Annotated in this window: 11 protein-coding genes; 4 read left to right on the top strand and 7 right to left on the bottom strand. The window is 35.0% G+C overall.

Annotated features, from left to right (window positions below; all coding sequences use genetic code 11):
- Window positions 1-4 precede the first annotated feature (4 nt).
- Window positions 5-1,171, bottom strand: coding sequence for a nucleotide sugar dehydrogenase (locus J416_RS01815; RefSeq protein ID WP_003463567.1), 1,167 nt, complete (start codon window positions 1,169-1,171; stop codon window positions 5-7).
- A 273-nt stretch (window positions 1,172-1,444) separates the two neighbouring features.
- On the opposite strand from J416_RS01815, the gene J416_RS01810 reads away from it, so the two are divergent.
- From J416_RS01810 to J416_RS01800, 3 genes are all read left to right on the top strand, one after another.
- Window positions 1,445-2,512, top strand: coding sequence for an LCP family protein (locus J416_RS01810; protein WP_003463563.1), 1,068 nt, complete (start codon window positions 1,445-1,447; stop codon window positions 2,510-2,512).
- Window positions 2,513-2,631: 119 nt separating this feature from the next.
- Window positions 2,632-3,165, top strand: a complete 534-nt coding sequence (locus J416_RS01805) for an RNA polymerase sigma factor (RefSeq protein ID WP_003463559.1) — start codon at window positions 2,632-2,634, stop codon at window positions 3,163-3,165.
- Window positions 3,166-3,168: 3 nt separating this feature from the next.
- On the top strand, window positions 3,169-4,311 hold the full coding sequence (locus J416_RS01800) for a hypothetical protein (RefSeq protein ID WP_003463556.1): 1,143 nt from the start codon (window positions 3,169-3,171) through the stop codon (window positions 4,309-4,311).
- A gap of 36 nt (window positions 4,312-4,347) precedes the next feature.
- Here J416_RS01800 and J416_RS01795 read toward each other — a convergent pair whose 3' ends face one another.
- The 5 genes from J416_RS01795 to J416_RS01775 form a co-directional block, all read right to left on the bottom strand.
- Complete coding sequence (locus J416_RS01795; protein WP_003463554.1) at window positions 4,348-5,178, bottom strand: hypothetical protein; 831 nt, start codon at window positions 5,176-5,178, stop codon at window positions 4,348-4,350.
- Between the two features lie 129 nt (window positions 5,179-5,307).
- A complete protein-coding gene (locus tag J416_RS14950) occupies window positions 5,308-8,625 on the bottom strand; it encodes a M14 family metallopeptidase (RefSeq protein ID WP_003463552.1) in 3,318 nt (1,105 codons plus the stop codon).
- A gap of 410 nt (window positions 8,626-9,035) precedes the next feature.
- Window positions 9,036-11,087: a glycosyltransferase family 2 protein gene (locus J416_RS01785; RefSeq protein WP_003463550.1), complete on the bottom strand. Its 2,052-nt coding sequence runs from the start codon at window positions 11,085-11,087 to the stop codon at window positions 9,036-9,038.
- A 46-nt stretch (window positions 11,088-11,133) separates the two neighbouring features.
- Window positions 11,134-11,478: a hypothetical protein gene (locus J416_RS01780; RefSeq protein ID WP_003463548.1), complete on the bottom strand. Its 345-nt coding sequence runs from the start codon at window positions 11,476-11,478 to the stop codon at window positions 11,134-11,136.
- 2 nt (window positions 11,479-11,480) lie between these two features.
- Window positions 11,481-12,065, bottom strand: a complete 585-nt coding sequence (locus tag J416_RS01775; protein ID WP_003463535.1) for a methyltransferase domain-containing protein — start codon at window positions 12,063-12,065, stop codon at window positions 11,481-11,483.
- Between the two features lie 262 nt (window positions 12,066-12,327).
- Between J416_RS01775 and J416_RS01770 the strand changes: the two genes are divergently transcribed.
- Window positions 12,328-14,340 (top strand): acyltransferase family protein, encoded by a 2,013-nt coding sequence (locus J416_RS01770; RefSeq protein WP_003463534.1) that lies wholly within the window; start codon window positions 12,328-12,330, stop codon window positions 14,338-14,340.
- A 22-nt stretch (window positions 14,341-14,362) separates the two neighbouring features.
- Here J416_RS01770 and J416_RS14945 read toward each other — a convergent pair.
- A partial coding sequence (locus tag J416_RS14945; RefSeq protein WP_003463531.1) for an N-acetylglucosaminidase occupies window positions 14,363-17,086 on the bottom strand: 2,724 nt, incomplete at its 5' end.

The raw sequence follows: 17,086 nt of genomic DNA, 5'->3' as shown, positions 1-17,086 counted from the left end.
TCCTTTAGTCTCTACTAAACAGATCTCTCGTATAAACTTTGTCTTTCACAGGTTGTAAGTCATCTGTCAGACGATTAGCAACAATGACGTCAGCGATCGATTTAAACTCTTCAAAGTCACCAACGACACGAGAATTATAAAAAGTTTCATCTGTTAACGCAGGCTCATATACAATCACTTCGACACCTTTTGCTTTCAGCCGCTTCATGACACCCTGTATCGCCGATTGTCGAAAGTTATCCGAATCTGTTTTCATTGTCAGCCGGTAAATACCGACAACATCAGGGTCTTTTGCCAAAATACTCGCAGCGACATGATCTTTCCGGGTACGGTTCGCGTCCACAATCGCTGCCATAATATTATTCGGTACATCTTCATAGTTCGCTAATAGTTGCTTCGTATCTTTCGGTAAGCAATAACCACCATAGCCGAATGACGGGTTATTATAGTGTGTGCCAATTCGAGGATCTAAACCAACACCTTCAATAATTTGTTTGGTGTTAAGCCCTCTTACTTCAGCATACGTATCCAATTCATTAAAAAACGCAACGCGCATAGCTAAATACGTATTGGCAAACAATTTAATCGCTTCTGCTTCTGTTGAATCGGTGAAGAGGATCGGAATATCTTCTTTAATGGCACCCTCTGCCAAAAGGTTCGCAAATGTTTGTGCCCGTTCAGACTGTTCGCCGACAATGATTCGAGAAGGATAAAGGTTATCATATAAAGCTTTTCCTTCACGTAAAAACTCCGGTGAAAAAATAATATTATCGGTTTGGAACTTCTCACGCAATTCCAATGTATAACCGACAGGAATCGTAGATTTAATCACCATTGTTGCATCTGAATTGATCGACAATACTTGATCAATCACCGCTTCGACCGTACTTGTGTCGAAATAATTTTTGTCCGGATCATAATTGGTCGGCGTTGAGATGATGATAAAATCCTTATCTTGGAATGCCTTTTCTGCGTTGTTCGTCGCTACTAAATTCAAATGTTTATTTTCTAAATATTCTTGTATTTCTTCATCAATAATCGGTGATTGATTGTTATTAATTTGATTGACCTTTTCCTCTACAATATCATAAGCCATCACTTGATGATGTTGTGATAACAATACCGCATTGGATAAACCAACATATCCTGTTCCTGCTACAGCAAGTTTCATTTCTAATCCCTCTTTGATTCTTATATTTTATCGTGAGTAAACATCTTATATATTAACATATTCTGCATGATTTAGATAGCTTTTAATAAATGTTTTAATAGGTGAAACTTTTTTTGACAGTTGTACGTCTTATTCTATGAAAGTTAAAATCTATGTAAGTTTTTATATAAAAATGTCAATATTTTTCTATGAAACAATTTACCTTATTTACATTTCATAGTAAAATATAGCTTAGTGTTTATCTGAAATTCAGGAAATTATGGGGGAGAGCATATGGCTAAAGAAGATGTCGATTCACGTAAAACATTGAAACATACGAAGAAAAAGAGAAAACGCAAAATTATTTTGTTTTCAATACTTGTCCCTCTGCTATTGCTTGTTGCTGTCACTTCGGTGTATGCCTATGATTTATTTACGACAGCTCAGAAAGTAGCAGATGATTCTTATGAAGATGATGGTCGGGAAAAATCAGAATTACGTGCACAAGAAGTCGATCCCGGTAAAGATCACGTGTCCATTTTGTTCGTTGGTATTGATAACAGTGAACACCGAGATAATGAAGGAAATGCCTTGTCAGACGCTTTAATTCTAGCCACATTAAACAAAAATGATAACAGTATTAAAATGTTAAGTATTCCGAGAGACTCTTATGTACAAATTCCGGAAGTCGGTTATCAAGATAAGATTACACATGCCCATGCTTTTGGGGGTGTGAATGCTACTATCGAGTCTGTAGAAACGATGATGGATGTTCCCGTTGATTATTATGTACGGCTGAATTTCAATGCATTTGTCGATGCGATTAATGCATTAGGTGGTATAACCGCTGAAGTTCCGTATGAATTTTCTGAGTCTAATTCTGATGATGAGAAAAATTCGATTCACTTATACCCTGGTGAACAAGAGTTAAATGGTGAAGAAGCATTAGCACTAGCACGTACGCGTAAGCTTGATAATGATATTGAACGTGGCAAACGACAGCAAGATATTTTACAAGCCATCATTCAAAAAGGGACGTCCGTGAATGGTTTGTTAAAATTAGATGAAATGCTTGAAGCCGTCGGAGACAACATGACAACGAACATGACATTCGATGAAATGAAAAGTCTTGTTTCCTACGGTACATCTGGCAGCTTTGACATTGAGACATTTACGCTTGATGGCAGTGATTTAATGCTAGAAGGCATCTACTATTACCAATTAAATGAAGCCGACCTAGCCGAGAAAAAACAGACATTACAAGAACATTTGGAGTTGGATGAAGAAGAGAATGGACAAGAATCAAACGTAGATGAATCTATCCAATCAAATGACGAGGCAAATACAGAACAAACCGATTAAATGAAACTCGCCCTTAACGTTTCGATTACGTTAAGGGCTTTATTTTTAAGAAATTTGCTTATAAAACCGAACCGTTTATGCTTTTCACGTGTAGTAAGGGTGAAGGGGGGAACGAAAATATGGATGATTCGCCAAGCAAAGAATATTTTTCGGAATTATATAAGAAATACGCGAACTTCGTATATCGCACTGCTTATTTTCTCACAAAGTCTAAAGGATTAGCTGATGACATCACTCACGAAACATTTATACAAATCATTCGCAAATATCACTTATATGATCCTTCAAGAAACATAGAACCTTGGATATATAAAATCACAATAAACATTACCCGTAATGTCATGCGGAAACAGAAACTTTTTTCTGTTTTTGGTAAATCGAACATCACGACAGAACAACAGCATATAGAACATACGGTACTTACTAAAGAATCCAATGAAGAATTATGGTCCGAAATTATACGATTGCCACGAAAAAGCAAAGAAATCATTATCTTACATTTTTATTTTGAGTATACCCTTTTTGAGGTAGCTAACATATTAGGTATACCTTTAGGCACTTGCAAATCTCGACTGCACTATGGATTAAATAAATTAAGAAATAACGAGCAAGTTGTGAAACAAATGATACAACATAGGATGGGAGGAAAATAAGAAATGTCTAATGATCAAAATCAAGAGATTAAGAAGGTAATGACCGATAATCTAAATCTACAATCAACTTCCGTTCATTTTTCTGATATATGGTCTCATGCGAATCAACAAAAGAGACGACAACACTTTATTCGGTTGGCGAGCGTACCGGCTATATGTATGCTTGTTATAAGCTTCATCATATGGACGATTCAATCACCCATTTACACGTTACATGACAGCCACAGTATGGACTCTATTGCTACCAAAGAAATGCCAACAATCAATATCAACTATGAAAAAAGTCTGTTAGAAGACAAAGGTTATCAAATAGAGGCAAGCTCTCTTCCTAATACAGCTGAACAGACACCAACAAGTACTAAGGATATATTATATCAATCGACCTTGGAAGATTTCGTTTACAATGCAGATGCTGTAATTAAAGGAAGGATCCTAGGAACAAAATCTTTCATTTATAAAAAGAACCAAATGGCATATACAAAAGCAAAAGTACTAGTAACGGATACCTATAATGATTCATTACAAAAAAATCAGATCATTACCATTATTAAGAGAGGGGCTATCATCACAAAATATGAATATATGATGACGATGAATATGAATGAGAAGTTCAACTTTACGGAAAAGGAATTACAAAAAGCAAAATCAGAAAAAGTAATAGCCTACAATTATGGAGAGTTGCTACAGGCCGATGATCAAGCCTTTTTTTTCTTAACAAGGGATAATAGTATCGTCCCAACTAAGGAATATGACTTTAATACTTATGGTCCAGTTGTTAAATACAAAGATAAGGAAATCATTCGAGAAGTTCAAACCACTCCTATAGAAGATCCATTTAACTTAGATACATTTTATCAAAAATATCAATACCAAGATCTAGAAACACAGATTGAACAATATGTAGAAGCAAAAGGGGACTATTCAAAGGAATCAATACGACAGATGGCTTTCCTATCACTGAATACGAGTAGACAACATACGGTTCAAAACAAGGACAATGCCAGCGTCAAATATTATGCGAATGGTTTAGTAAACCTAGAAATCCCTAAACAAACCGTAGTCGTAACATTTGCAACAGATAACAACTCCGTAATAAAAGTTCTTGTTAAACCAAATGAAGAAAAGATACTCAAGAGTATATTTTAAGCACACAATACAGCAAAAAGTATTGTGTGCTCTTCTTTACATCTCATCTAACGTTTTATTGATATAATATAATGAATCCTTTGCACTTAAAGGACTATGTCCAAGTTCCGCATTTGCATACAAAACTAAGTCAATCGCTTGTGAATATACTCGATCTTCCAATCCAGCAATACCAGAAAAAAATGGATTCATATGTTTATCAACATCTCTCGTACTTGATAAATTCTGCAAATACCGTATTGGAGGCACATATTCAATATCTTTATAAAATTCAGCGACATTCAATCTTTTCGGATACCTCTCAATAATTTGTTCCCTTGTTAGTTTCGGTAAAGTCGCTTTAAACATCGAATTTACGTGTCGATCATAATAGTTCCATACAATCGTCTGAGGATTATTAACTAACACACTTGATCCTTGTAGGAACCCACCTAGCATTAATGACATATATCCAGCTGCAGAACTTCCATAAAATAATGTTTTTTTCCTGTCAATTCCCATTAATGACAGTAGTATATCTATAATTTCCGCTATTTCCGACAGATAGTGTCTCTTTTTATCACCAAATCCCCAACCAATATTAATTTGCCCTGCATACAGTGTAGGATCATTATAGTAAATTAAATTCTCTCCAAAGTGTTTCATCCATTTGTGTCTTTGAAAAATAGGGGGGTTCAAGTCAGATGTAGCATCATATGCTCCTGATCCGAGTGCGATCGCCTTATCACTACTTTTATTTACTCTTATTAAAAATTCAAAATTTACACCTTTTTTTTCTACAGATAAGATAAACGGTTCATCCAAAAATTCTAACTGACCTTTTTTCAGTTTTCTAAATTTTGTTGAAACTTCTTTAAAACCTAACATTTTTGATACCTCTACTTAAAAGAATTTTATTATTTTATCTCCTTTATTTTGTGTAATTGTTAACATAAATTTAATCTTAAGTACAACCAAGAGTACCCCTCCCCCTTAGTCACAAAAAGGGGGATCATGTTAAAAGTTGTCACGAATATAATCTGCTATATACAGCCCTACTGTTTTGTTTTCATTCCAAATACTGTTCCAATTGCTCAAAGGTACAGGTCTTTCACCGACATAAGGGGATATTTCTGGTGTAATACCCGGAAGGTTTTTCTCTTTTACAAACCAGTCAGTATAACCCGCTCCACTTGTGCTTGATTGTAAATCAATTGGTTGATAACCAGTAATTCGTTCGACACCTTCAGCTACATTTCTAGAATGTGAATCGAAGCCATATCTTGTATAGATTAATTCACCGGACGAATGGTAAGCAATCGCAGCTAAGAAATTGTGATTATTGGTAAAGTCATAGATCGCTTTTGTTTCTGGTTCCGTTAAAGGAGCACGACCTTTATAATTCATGTAATTCGGATAACCAGGATTATTCGCTACCGTTTTCCATAGATAAGGATATTGTCGATTTAAGTCTACCCCACGCACATTGGCTTTCCAACGATCGAAATCTCTGCTGCCGTTATTAATCGAAATCACTTCGCTCGGGTCATCCGCTGAAGATGCTCCTTCTTGTACAAGCATAACACCATCTGGATTTACCATCGGAACAAACCATATAGATACCTCATTCAATATATCTCTTACATCATAACCATTATATCGATCATTTAAATTGTATGCTTGTGCATATTCGTCAATCATTTCCATTAAGACGTTTGTCGTCATATGCTCACGTGCATGATGTGCAGCGTTAAAGAAAATTTCCTGATCACCATTTCCCAATTTCACCGCATAAAGGTTGCGGTCATCAACAGAATTTCCTATTATACGTGTTTCAATCAGATCGCCATAAGATTGTTCTAACTTTTGAATATCTGATCTCATTTGCTTATAAGAGTAGTTAGCGACATTGCCATTAACTATATCATTGACTAGATGTATACGTTCCTTATTTTCAGCTAATGCTAGTGACTCTTTTGCTCGTGATATAATTCCATAGTTAACTCCTTCAGTTTGAATGATAGTTTCATATCGATCAATCGCTGTAGAAAAGTCACCATCTTGGTGCTGACTCATCGCCCAATTAAGTAGATTTTGCGCACTTTCATTTAATGCATTTTCTATTTGTCGATTACGAGGATATAAATCATAACCATCAATCGCAATAGAAAGCATTTCTGAAGCTCTATCAGACTGTTTAATATTATCTAAGATAGTACGAATTTCGGGTAACGGCTGTGAATTATTAGCATATGCTAATTTCTTGTCTACTTCATCTTTAATTTGTTTATTTAAGTTTGGAGTATCTAAAATTCGTTGATATCGAATTTTTGCCGTGTCTACTGATCCATTTCGATGCTTTCTTGTCGCCCAATCTAGTAAATTTATAACACTTTGCTCTAACTTTTGTGCCAGTTCTTCATTTCTAGGATATAATTGATAAGCATTCACAAGAATGTCCAACTGCTCTGATGCTTTAGAAGCTTTGGCTGCTTGATTGATTAACTCATTTTCCGTTTGTAAGGACTTCCCTTCTTCAGCTAAATCTATTTTTCGAGTTAACTCTGTTTTTAATGTTTGATTTAAAACAGGATTTCCTTTAATTCGTTCATAACGTAGTGCTGCTGTTTCAATTTTCCCTTTTTGATGCTTTATGGTTGCCCAATCCAATAAATTAATTACACTATCTTTTAATGCATCTTTCAAATCACTATTATTAGGGTATAAATCATACCCATTCGTAAATATTTGCAATTGTTCTGATGCTTTATTCGTTTGTTCTGCTTTGTCATAAAATTCTGCTACAGAAGGAAGCATGTCGCCCTGCTCTGCATAAGCCAGACGTTGTTCAACTTTATGAATCATATCATCACTTACTGGACTATTTATAATGCGTTGGTAACGAGTTTCTGCTGTTTTTATGCGACCTTCTTGATGTTGATAAGTAGCCCAATTTAGCAAGGCTCTAGCTGCGTCTTGTACCCCTTTTTCAAATTGGTCTTCTTCTGGATATAACTCATAGCCTTCAGAATAGATCTCCAGCATCTTGGAAGCTTTATTTGTGTCATCTGCCATTTCCAGCAATTGATTTGGAGAAATCTGTTCATTCTTTGCATATGCTAGATTATTTTCTACTTTCTGCTTCACATCATTCTCTAAAGCAGGTGTATTTATGATTTTCTCATAGCGGTCAACCGCCGTATTATAATGTTTTAATTTATGTTGACCTTCTGCCCAACTCAATAAAGAATGGACACCTTCTTGTAGGCCATTTACTATATCAGTATTATCAGGATATAATTGATAGCCCTCTTGATAAGTGTTTACTATATCTGATGCTTTTGATAAATTCTTTGCTTTTTTAATAATATCTGATGCAGTCGGTAGACTTCTATTATCATTAGCGTAATCTAGTTTCAATCGTAGTTCTTTTTTTAACACATCCGTTAATACTGGCAGAGCATTGATTTTTTCATAGCGTTGTTTGGCTATTTCAATATTCCCATCAATATGTTTTCTTGTTGACCAATCAAGCAAATTCTCAGCTGCATTTCGTAATCCATCTTGGAATCTAGTATCCTCAGAATATAACTGATACCCTTTGTGATAAAGATCTACAATCTCAGAGGCATAATTTGAAGATTGAGCTAATTCTAATAATTGATTCGGCGATTTCTGTTGTTTAGAAGCATATTCTAAATGTTTACTTACTTCTCCTCTTAACTCTTGATTTAAAGTCGGTACGTCTAAAATACGTTGATAGCGGGTTTCAGCCGTTGTAAACTCACCTGCTTTATGCTTTGTCTTCGCCCAACGGTAAAGAGATTCTGCACTATCATTTAAACGAGATCCAATCATTTGATTATCAGGATATAACTGATGTCCTTTTTTATATACATTCAATATTTCAGATGCTTTATGTAATTGATCTGCTTGATTTTGAATATCTGTAACAGTCGGTATCACTTGATCGTTTTCAGCATATTCTAATTTCTTGTTCACTTCAGTTTGAATATTTTCGTTTAATTCAGGCGTATTTAAGATAAATTCATATCGATTTCTTGCTGTTTCTATATTTCCATTAACATGTTGAATAGTTGCCCAGTCTAACAACTGAGAGGCTCCATCTTGCAATCCAGCTATAATCTGTTCATTCTCTGGGTATTGTTGATATGCATTTTGATAAGCATCTAAAATTTTTGAGGCTTTATTATGTGATTCTGCATATGTCAACCACTCATCTACAGTGTCGAACTCTACTTCGGCTGATACTTGAATCGTTAACGGCAATAACAAAAACAAAATTAAAAGAATAGTTAGTAATGATTTTTTCAAACTAGATTCCCCCTTTTGACCACATTTTCATTTATTATACTAAAATTAGTACTAGTAATATAGGACTGATTTCACTTTATTTAGATAAAAAATCTAATATTTTATGCGACAACTTATTGAATGTGTACATAATCAGTTATTATCCTAGTCATAAAAAAAACAGAGACTGGGACAAAACTAAATAGGAAGAACGAAATCCGAACAATCTCTGCGTACACATAACGCGTCGGCAAAATACTTCGCTTTCCGTGGACACGGCTTCAGCTAACTGTGTAAAGAAGAGTTCTTCACACTGTGGATCTTCAGCTCGCGTGAGTTTCCACAGGAGTCTCCGTATTTTGCCTACGCTTATTATGTTCGGATTTTCCTGTCCAATTACTCTTTTTTCCCGATCTCCTTTATTTTTCATGTTATTTTTTATAGGAAATTGCTTTTGTTTGAATAGAGCAAACTTCTGCTAAGTTTTCTATTCTTTGCTCAATTACTGCCTTATTTTCTTTCTGGTCGTTTAATATTTCTGCATCTGTTGTGTTAATCTTAGGACCGCTTTCTAATTTATAATCCAAAATATGAGATGTGCCTACATATAGTTTGCTTGCTTCTATCTCTTCATTAGGGACAAGCAAGCGTATATTATGCTTTAAAGCTAAAGCATACACATAATCAGCCATCGGCTGATTGATATCATCTTCTTGGTAATATGGCCAATGATAGATACCTATACTTTTTCCATATGCAATCGCATCATCCATAAGCTCCTTCAAAGGTTGTTCATCTCTATCAAATGTAAAATCTGCAATAAATACTACATCATAAACATTATGTTCTGGTTTATGAATTAAATTAGGAGATGGACAAGGGAATTTTCTGTTTATTTTTTTCGGATCAAGATACAACTCGTCCATATCATTCACTGAGTCATGCCACCATTGGAAACAATTTCTGTAAATTTTTCTCAACCCAAAATGAATGGACTTAATATTTGTCGTTTTTTGACCCGTAAGTGATTGCGGAGCAGATAAAGCTAATGATAATGGGATTTTTGGTTCTACACGTAATATACTTTCATTTCCAAATATTTTCTCTATTCGCCATACAAATTCAGAATCCCCAGCAACTCGGACACTATCCCATCCACCAACAACAGAAAGTATTTTTCTATCAAACAAAAGTGATGAATAATTCATAATGTTAAAACGTTCATTTAACACTGTTCCAGCATTTAATGGAAATAAATCATCATATACACGGATTAAATAAGATATCGAACCAATAGCATTTGGATGTCTTACAATTTCTCTCAACTGAGTTTCGAGTTTTTGTGGGTGGGACCAATCATCACTATCATGAACCGTAATATAATCACCAGTTGCATATTGTAAACCTGTGTTTCTAGCAGCATATGCTCCTTCATTTATTTCTTTTTTGATTAATTTAATTCGAGTATCATTATCTACATAACTCTGAACAACATCCGCTGTATTGTCCGTACTAAAATCATCCACCACGATAATTTCTACATTCGTAATTGTTTGGTTCAGTAAACTATTTAAAGCTATATGAATCGAATCTCCTGCATTATAAGCTGGAATTAGAATTGTCACTTTATATTGTTCCAAATTCTCATTTTTATCGATTTTCCTAGACTCGATATTCTGTAGAGAGATGGGTGAAGCGTCTGTTATCTTTTGGATTTGCTCAAAACCATTCTTTTCATATATAAGATTTAGCCACTTCATTCTTTCTTCAGGGTGACTTTCAACGTGAGAAAATCCAAGTAACACTTCTGAATCTACACCGATATGATCAAGTAATTTTAATAATTTATGTCTGGCAACTTCGACCTCATTTAACTTTAATAACACTTTGACCTCAGGTATAATACGGTTCAATGTTATCCGTTCAGTACTAATCTCTGTAATGAAATACAAACCCTCAAGAGCTTTCTTATACTCTTGCTTATCATAATACCAACGTGCTACGAAACGTGCAGCTTTTATTCTTTCGCCTTTAGGTTGTGTAGGTGACTGTTTGACTTTCTCCAGTTCCTCAAGTGCATATTCTGCAAACCCACCCCATAATTTTCTATTTAGCAACTTCAAACTATCATCTTTTACTGCTAGCGTATTGTCAGAACTACTATTTTCGGTCGAAATTTTCCGTCTTTTGCTATTATTACCAATAGTCGCAAGAAATTGTCTTACTGGAAAAGTTAATTTCCACGATCTACTATTTTCTACTTTAGATAATTTTTTTTCAGCTTTCTTTTTCTTTATAAGTTCTTTTTTATATTGTGCTTTCGTTACATCATGATCAATCTGTAAATTATCAATTTTTTCTTCTAATTCTTTTTCCAACCTCTGTTCTTGTTCCAGGTCAGTTTCTAAATCGTTTATCAAATCAATCAAGTTAGTGATTGTATCCTTTTTATGATCTAATTTATTTGTATCATGGTTTTTCAATTCTAAACTCCTCCATTATCGGTAAAAGATAATAGCAATATCGCATTCATTTCAAAATACTTCCAATTCGTCGAATAGGCGCGGTCCATTTCCATGCCTTTCTGCTTGTTAATACATCATACTTTTCTTGATATTGCCTTTGTTTTCTTTTAAACATTGAAGTTTTCCTTTGCATGTGATGAATTTTTTCTTCTAATTGTATTATCTTTTGTTGCTTCTCATTATTTTTATTTTTTAGAGATTTTAATCTATTTCTTACGTCTTGTACTTTCATTTCTAATCTTAAAATTTCATAATTATTATTTTGTTCTTGTAGTAATTCTTTAATGTGTTCAATTAAATCATTTTGATTCTGACCTATATTCATATCATCTTTTAAATTACTCCCCATATTCATTCTCCTATAATGATTTTTAGCCTTTTCCAAGCATTGCCATAATTCATTTTGTCTTTTTGATAATAGCAAATTAACCTTTTGCTTTTTCCTGTGTTTGGATTCCTTAGAGGTTCCTCCACAATAATATAATATGATGGTTCTCTACCCATCCACCGATTCACTTTATCTAAATTTATCGGGTCATGAATGTGCCCTTCTTCCGATCCCTCTGGCCACATATATGGAACTGAAATTAAAACTTTGTCTGAGATCGCTAATAATTTTTGGGCAAAATCTTCTACATTGGGTATATGTTCTAATACTTGTAGACAGGTAACAAAATCAAAATCCCTAGCCGGTGTATATTGAAAAAAGTCCTGTTCAATTGCTGTTACGTTTGGTGATTGATAAGGATTTTCGATATCCAATGAGAATTTCTCCGGAATCCATTCAAAATTTTCTATATATTGTGTGTTCGCAGTCCCTACGTCTAATAAGCGGTGAGCATCAGAAGCAAAAGCTCGTACTAAAAAATCGATATATTGATAATAAAACATATACATCCTGCGGTTCCAATAATCTTTATCTTTTTCGTTAAGCAAGCTTTCAACTCCTCTTACCATATTTTAACTCACTTCTATTATTTCCAAAAAACTGCAGTATAATTACAAATCGTATCATATCATAATGTTCGCATTTTTAAAAGATAATTACGGGGGGAGCGTATATTTTAATTGTGTTATTTCAGTAGTTCTTTTTAAAGAATTTTTCTATAAAATTTTTACATGTAAGGTTTAAATTTACCTTTAATTCATATAAAATGAATTTTGTTCAATTATTTAACATTATTGGAGATGGTATAAAATGAACGATTTACGTATACCAGACAAAAGGTTCCGCCCAGAAATAGAAGGAATACGTGCACTAGCAGCATTATTAGTAGCGATTTATCATATATGGATCAATTCTGTATCTGGTGGTGTAGATGTTTTCTTTATTGTGTCTGGTTATTTAATTACAACATCGTTAGTATCAAAAATTACGAGAGATGGGACAATACGTTTTTTCGACTATTTATTTGGACTGTTTCGAAGACTGCTTCCATTAGCTCTAATTGTTATTTTCTTCACAACAGTCATGTCTATTTATCTATTACCTAAATCGCGTTGGGGAGAAACGATCCCAGAAATATTTGCTTCGATTTTCTATTATCAAAATTGGCAATTAGCTAACAATGCTATCGATTATCTTGCTCAAAATAATAGTGCTAGTCCTTTGCAACATTTTTGGGCATTGTCACTTCAAGGTCAGTTTTATATTACTTGGCCTTTACTGATTTTAATTGTGTTTTTTGTTAGCAAACGATTGTTAAAAACACCTATTCGAAAAACTTTACTCGTTTCACTAAGTTTCGTTTTTATCATATCACTTGGCTATTCAATGTATATCACATCCAATAATCAGTCATGGGCTTATTTTGATTCCTTTGCTAGAGTGTGGGAGTTTAGTTTAGGTGGTATATTAGCACTCGTTATACCGTACTTAAAATTTAACCGTATGGTTCATTTAATCATTGGCTGGATGGGTGTTGCAGTTATCTCATTAACTGGTGTGATGATTCCTGTGTCCAACACGTTTCCAGGTTTTGCAGCATTAATTCCAACAACTGCTGTGATTCTCGTTCTTGTGTCTGCTGAGAACAATCATAAGTTTAGTGTTCATCATTTGCTAGGGACACGACCATTTCTTTTTTTCGGTAGTATTTCCTATGCCTTTTATTTATGGCATTGGCCCATACTTATATTCTATTACACTCATTTCAATGTCGATTCTGTGCCGTTTGTCGATGGATTATATATCATTTTAATTGCGTTTGTGCTGTCCTTCATTAGTTCAAGAATAATAGAAAGTCCAATAAGAAAGGTAAGTGTGCAAACAGCGAAGTTACGATTAACGACAATTCTATTATTATTTCTTATTCCGGTCATCGCAATGTCAACAGCTTGGAATATGTACTTTACACAATCAACTACAGCAAGTACAACCGAAGATTCGATTAAGACAGTGAGTACACGGTTAGCTAAAAATAGTGATACAACATCTTCAAACAATGAGTTAATACCAAGTCTACTTAAGGCACCTGAAGATTTATCAAAAGTTTACGATCGAAGCGAGTGCTACACAAAAATGACCGAAACTGAAGTAAAGACTTGTTCCGTTGGTGAAACGGAAAATCCTAGTTATACCATTGCCCTCATTGGGGGATCACATTCAGGACATTGGTATACACCACTCATGGAAATTGCAAAGAATTTGAATTTGCAAATTGACTTATATATTAAAGATGCTTGTCGATTCTCAACAAAAGATTTTGACGGTGTGCTATCTGAATCATGTATGACTTGGAATCAGAATGTCGTCGAACCTTTAATTGAAAGTAACCCTGACTTAGTTTTTACTACTGCTAGTGTTTCAAAGGGAGAAACAATTCCACAGGGGTATCTCGAAATGTGGGAAAAACTCGAAGGGAATACACATGTGTTTGCTGTCCGAGATAATCCATATATGCCAGAGGATATACCGCAATGTATCGAGGAAAAAGGTATCGAAGAATGCTCTACTGACCGTGATAAAGTCTTAGCAGATACAAAACCATGGGAAAACACAGAGGATGTACCTAACAATGTAACCTTTGCAGATTTAAGTGATTATTATTGCGATGACGATACTTGTTATCCTGTATTAAATAATATTATCGTGTATCGTGATTCACACCATTTCAGTGCGACATTTGCCAAAACACTTGCTCCCCCATTGCAAGAACATATAGAAATAACTTTAGATAAAATCGATACTAAAAATAGCCTAGACAGTTAAAAATACTGTCTAGGCTTATTTGTTAGCGGTATTCTGGAATGTCAAAGTGCAAGATTGGGTTGTCTAACTGGTTATACATATTTTTCATCGTACTTACTTGTTTCACAGCCCATCCCATGTCTGTTGCATATTGATGGTTACCAGGATTCTCTGGATTCCAACGCATTTTATAGAGTGTATTCTGATTATAGGAACTATGGATGTACCTCTCACCTATGAATTCTGCCCCACCTTTAATGGCTTCTTCTGGTGAGAACCAACCTTCTCTATATGCTTTGCGTGCTCCAGCTGATAAAGCATTATCGTCTACTGCATCAATACCAAACATATTATAAACTGTTTTGATTGAGCTTAAATTATCTTCGTTTTCAGATGAAACTAACATTAAGTCACCATCATCATTTTTACCAACTTTGACTCCAGTGGCAAGTGGTGATACATTATCTGTTCCAGCTCCAGTTTCTAGTATTGCATGAGAAATCAGATAAACCTCATTTACCGAATGCTCTAACCCAGCATCAATAAATGCCTGTCCCGCTCCTTCTAATATTCCTCTACCAGTTAACAATCGATTGAGCTGATTCGCGGTTACGCCAGGGCTTGAATCAAGAACTAAGTGTTGGTATACGTCGTTGTTTTCAGGATTAAGATAGCTCATCACCTCTGATGATTTTGCATTTGTCCATAGACCCAATTCAACTTCATACCAATCACCAGTTTTTTCAACCACCGTTAAATTGTCATCTACTGTTAACGTGTCAAATACATGACTATCGGTGCTTGTTTTTTCATATACGTTTGCCGTCTGTGTCAGACTCAATCCACTTGTCTCTTTTGCTAAACTCGAATGAACATACAATTCTTCACCGTCATATTTAATGTGATACCATTTCGTACTACCTGACACATTTTCTCCATCAACTGTACCAAGCATTTTGAAAGTAGTTCCTTCACCAACATTGTATGGTGGATCATCATTCAGGTTCGGATTTACACGTAAATTAACACCACTACCTGTGATGACTCCAGTATTTTCACTGGATACATAATCACTATGAATATATCCTGTGTCATTACGATACTTATCCGTTTGTGGTGGTATCGACAGACTTAATTGTGAATTCAATGCTTCGAATATGGTATCTTGAGAATACGTACGATCAATGATTTGTCTTGTAGGTAACTCCTGGTTCTGTGCATTTTCTTTATTTCTAGAAGCGATATTTTTAATACTATCTGAGACAACAGGCGAATTGATCAATTTGTCATACCGTTTGATAGCAACTTGATAACGGCGGTCTTCATGTTGATTTTTCGCCCATAAGAATAGGTTCATCGCACTTGAGTTTAGACCTGACAATAATTCCTGATTATCAGGATATAAAATCAGCCCTTTCTCAAATAATTCAAAACTTCCAGATGCTGTCCCATCACTTTCAGCTTGGCTATATAGATTGTCTGCTGAAGGAATAGATTGCTGATCTTCAGCATAATCCAATTTGATTTCAGCTTCATTCGCCAATAGCTGATCAATGACGGGTGTAGCTAAAATTTTACTGTAACGATCAGCAGCTGTATCATAACGTTGCTCTTCATGTTGGCTCGTAGCCCAATTCAACAAGGCATCGACACTCTCATAAAGCGCATCTTCAAAACGTTGATCATTCGGATAAAGTCTGTATCCTAAACTGCTCGTTTCTAGCATACCAGATGCTGTTGTTTCTTGCTCATATTCATTATACAAGTCATCAGCATTTGGTAGTGGTTCATCATTTTCAGCATATTGAAGTTTACTTTCTGCTACTTCTTTATTCTTGTCAGAGATACCTGGTGTATTAAGAACTTTTTGATACCGTGCTTCAGCAGTATCATACTCACCTTCCAAATGTTTCGAAGTTGCCCAATTCAATAATGAAGCGGCTGCCTGATTGATGTGCTCTACAATTTGTTGATTGCCATTATGGATGTGATATCCATCAGCTAACACATTAAGTTTAGCAGAAGAATAATCTTCATTTTCTGCTTCATTCAGAAAACCGGAAACGGATGGTGTACGTTGGCCATCTTCTGCATAGCTCTTTCTTATCTGGATTAATTTTTCGAGTTCTGAACTTAAATTCGGTACTTCTAATAATTTTGCATAACGATCATTAGCCGTTTCGAAGTTACCAGATTGATGTTTTGATGTTGCCCATTTATACAATGCATCCGTACTATTTTTTAATCCTTCATTGAATCTATCATCATCAGGATAAGTCTCATAACCTTCTAGATTTAATTCTAGTTTACCAGATGCCGTCGGTTCTTCTTGAGCTAATTGATAGATCACATCCGCTGGACGCTCTTCATTTTGAGCTTGCTCCATCTTACGATTCACACGATTGAGTAAATCTTCTTCAGCAATTGGTGCGTTGATAATCATTTCATATCTTTTAATTGCAGTTGAATATCGTGCGTTATGGTGTTGTCTGACCGCCCAATCAAACAATTGCTCTTCGCTGTTCTTTAGTCCTTCAACAAAACGGTTATCATTTGGATACCAGTTATATCCTTTGAGATAGGCATTGAAAATACCAGATACAGTATTATTCGTCGTTGCCTCTTCATAGATAGCATCTGCTTTTGGTACAGATTTTTCCTCTTCAGCACGCGCTAAATGCTTCTCGGTTTGTGCTACTAATGCGTCATTGACTCCGGGCGCATTTAAAATAGCGTTATAACGGGCGATTGCCGTTGCATAATCGCC

Origin of the sequence: Gracilibacillus halophilus YIM-C55.5 (genome assembly GCF_000359605.1) — a bacterium.
Taxonomy (GTDB): Bacteria; Bacillota; Bacilli; order Bacillales; family Amphibacillaceae; genus Gracilibacillus; species Gracilibacillus halophilus.
The sequence above is the reverse complement of the archived record's forward strand: the minus strand, read 5'-3'. Positions and strand labels throughout refer to the sequence as shown.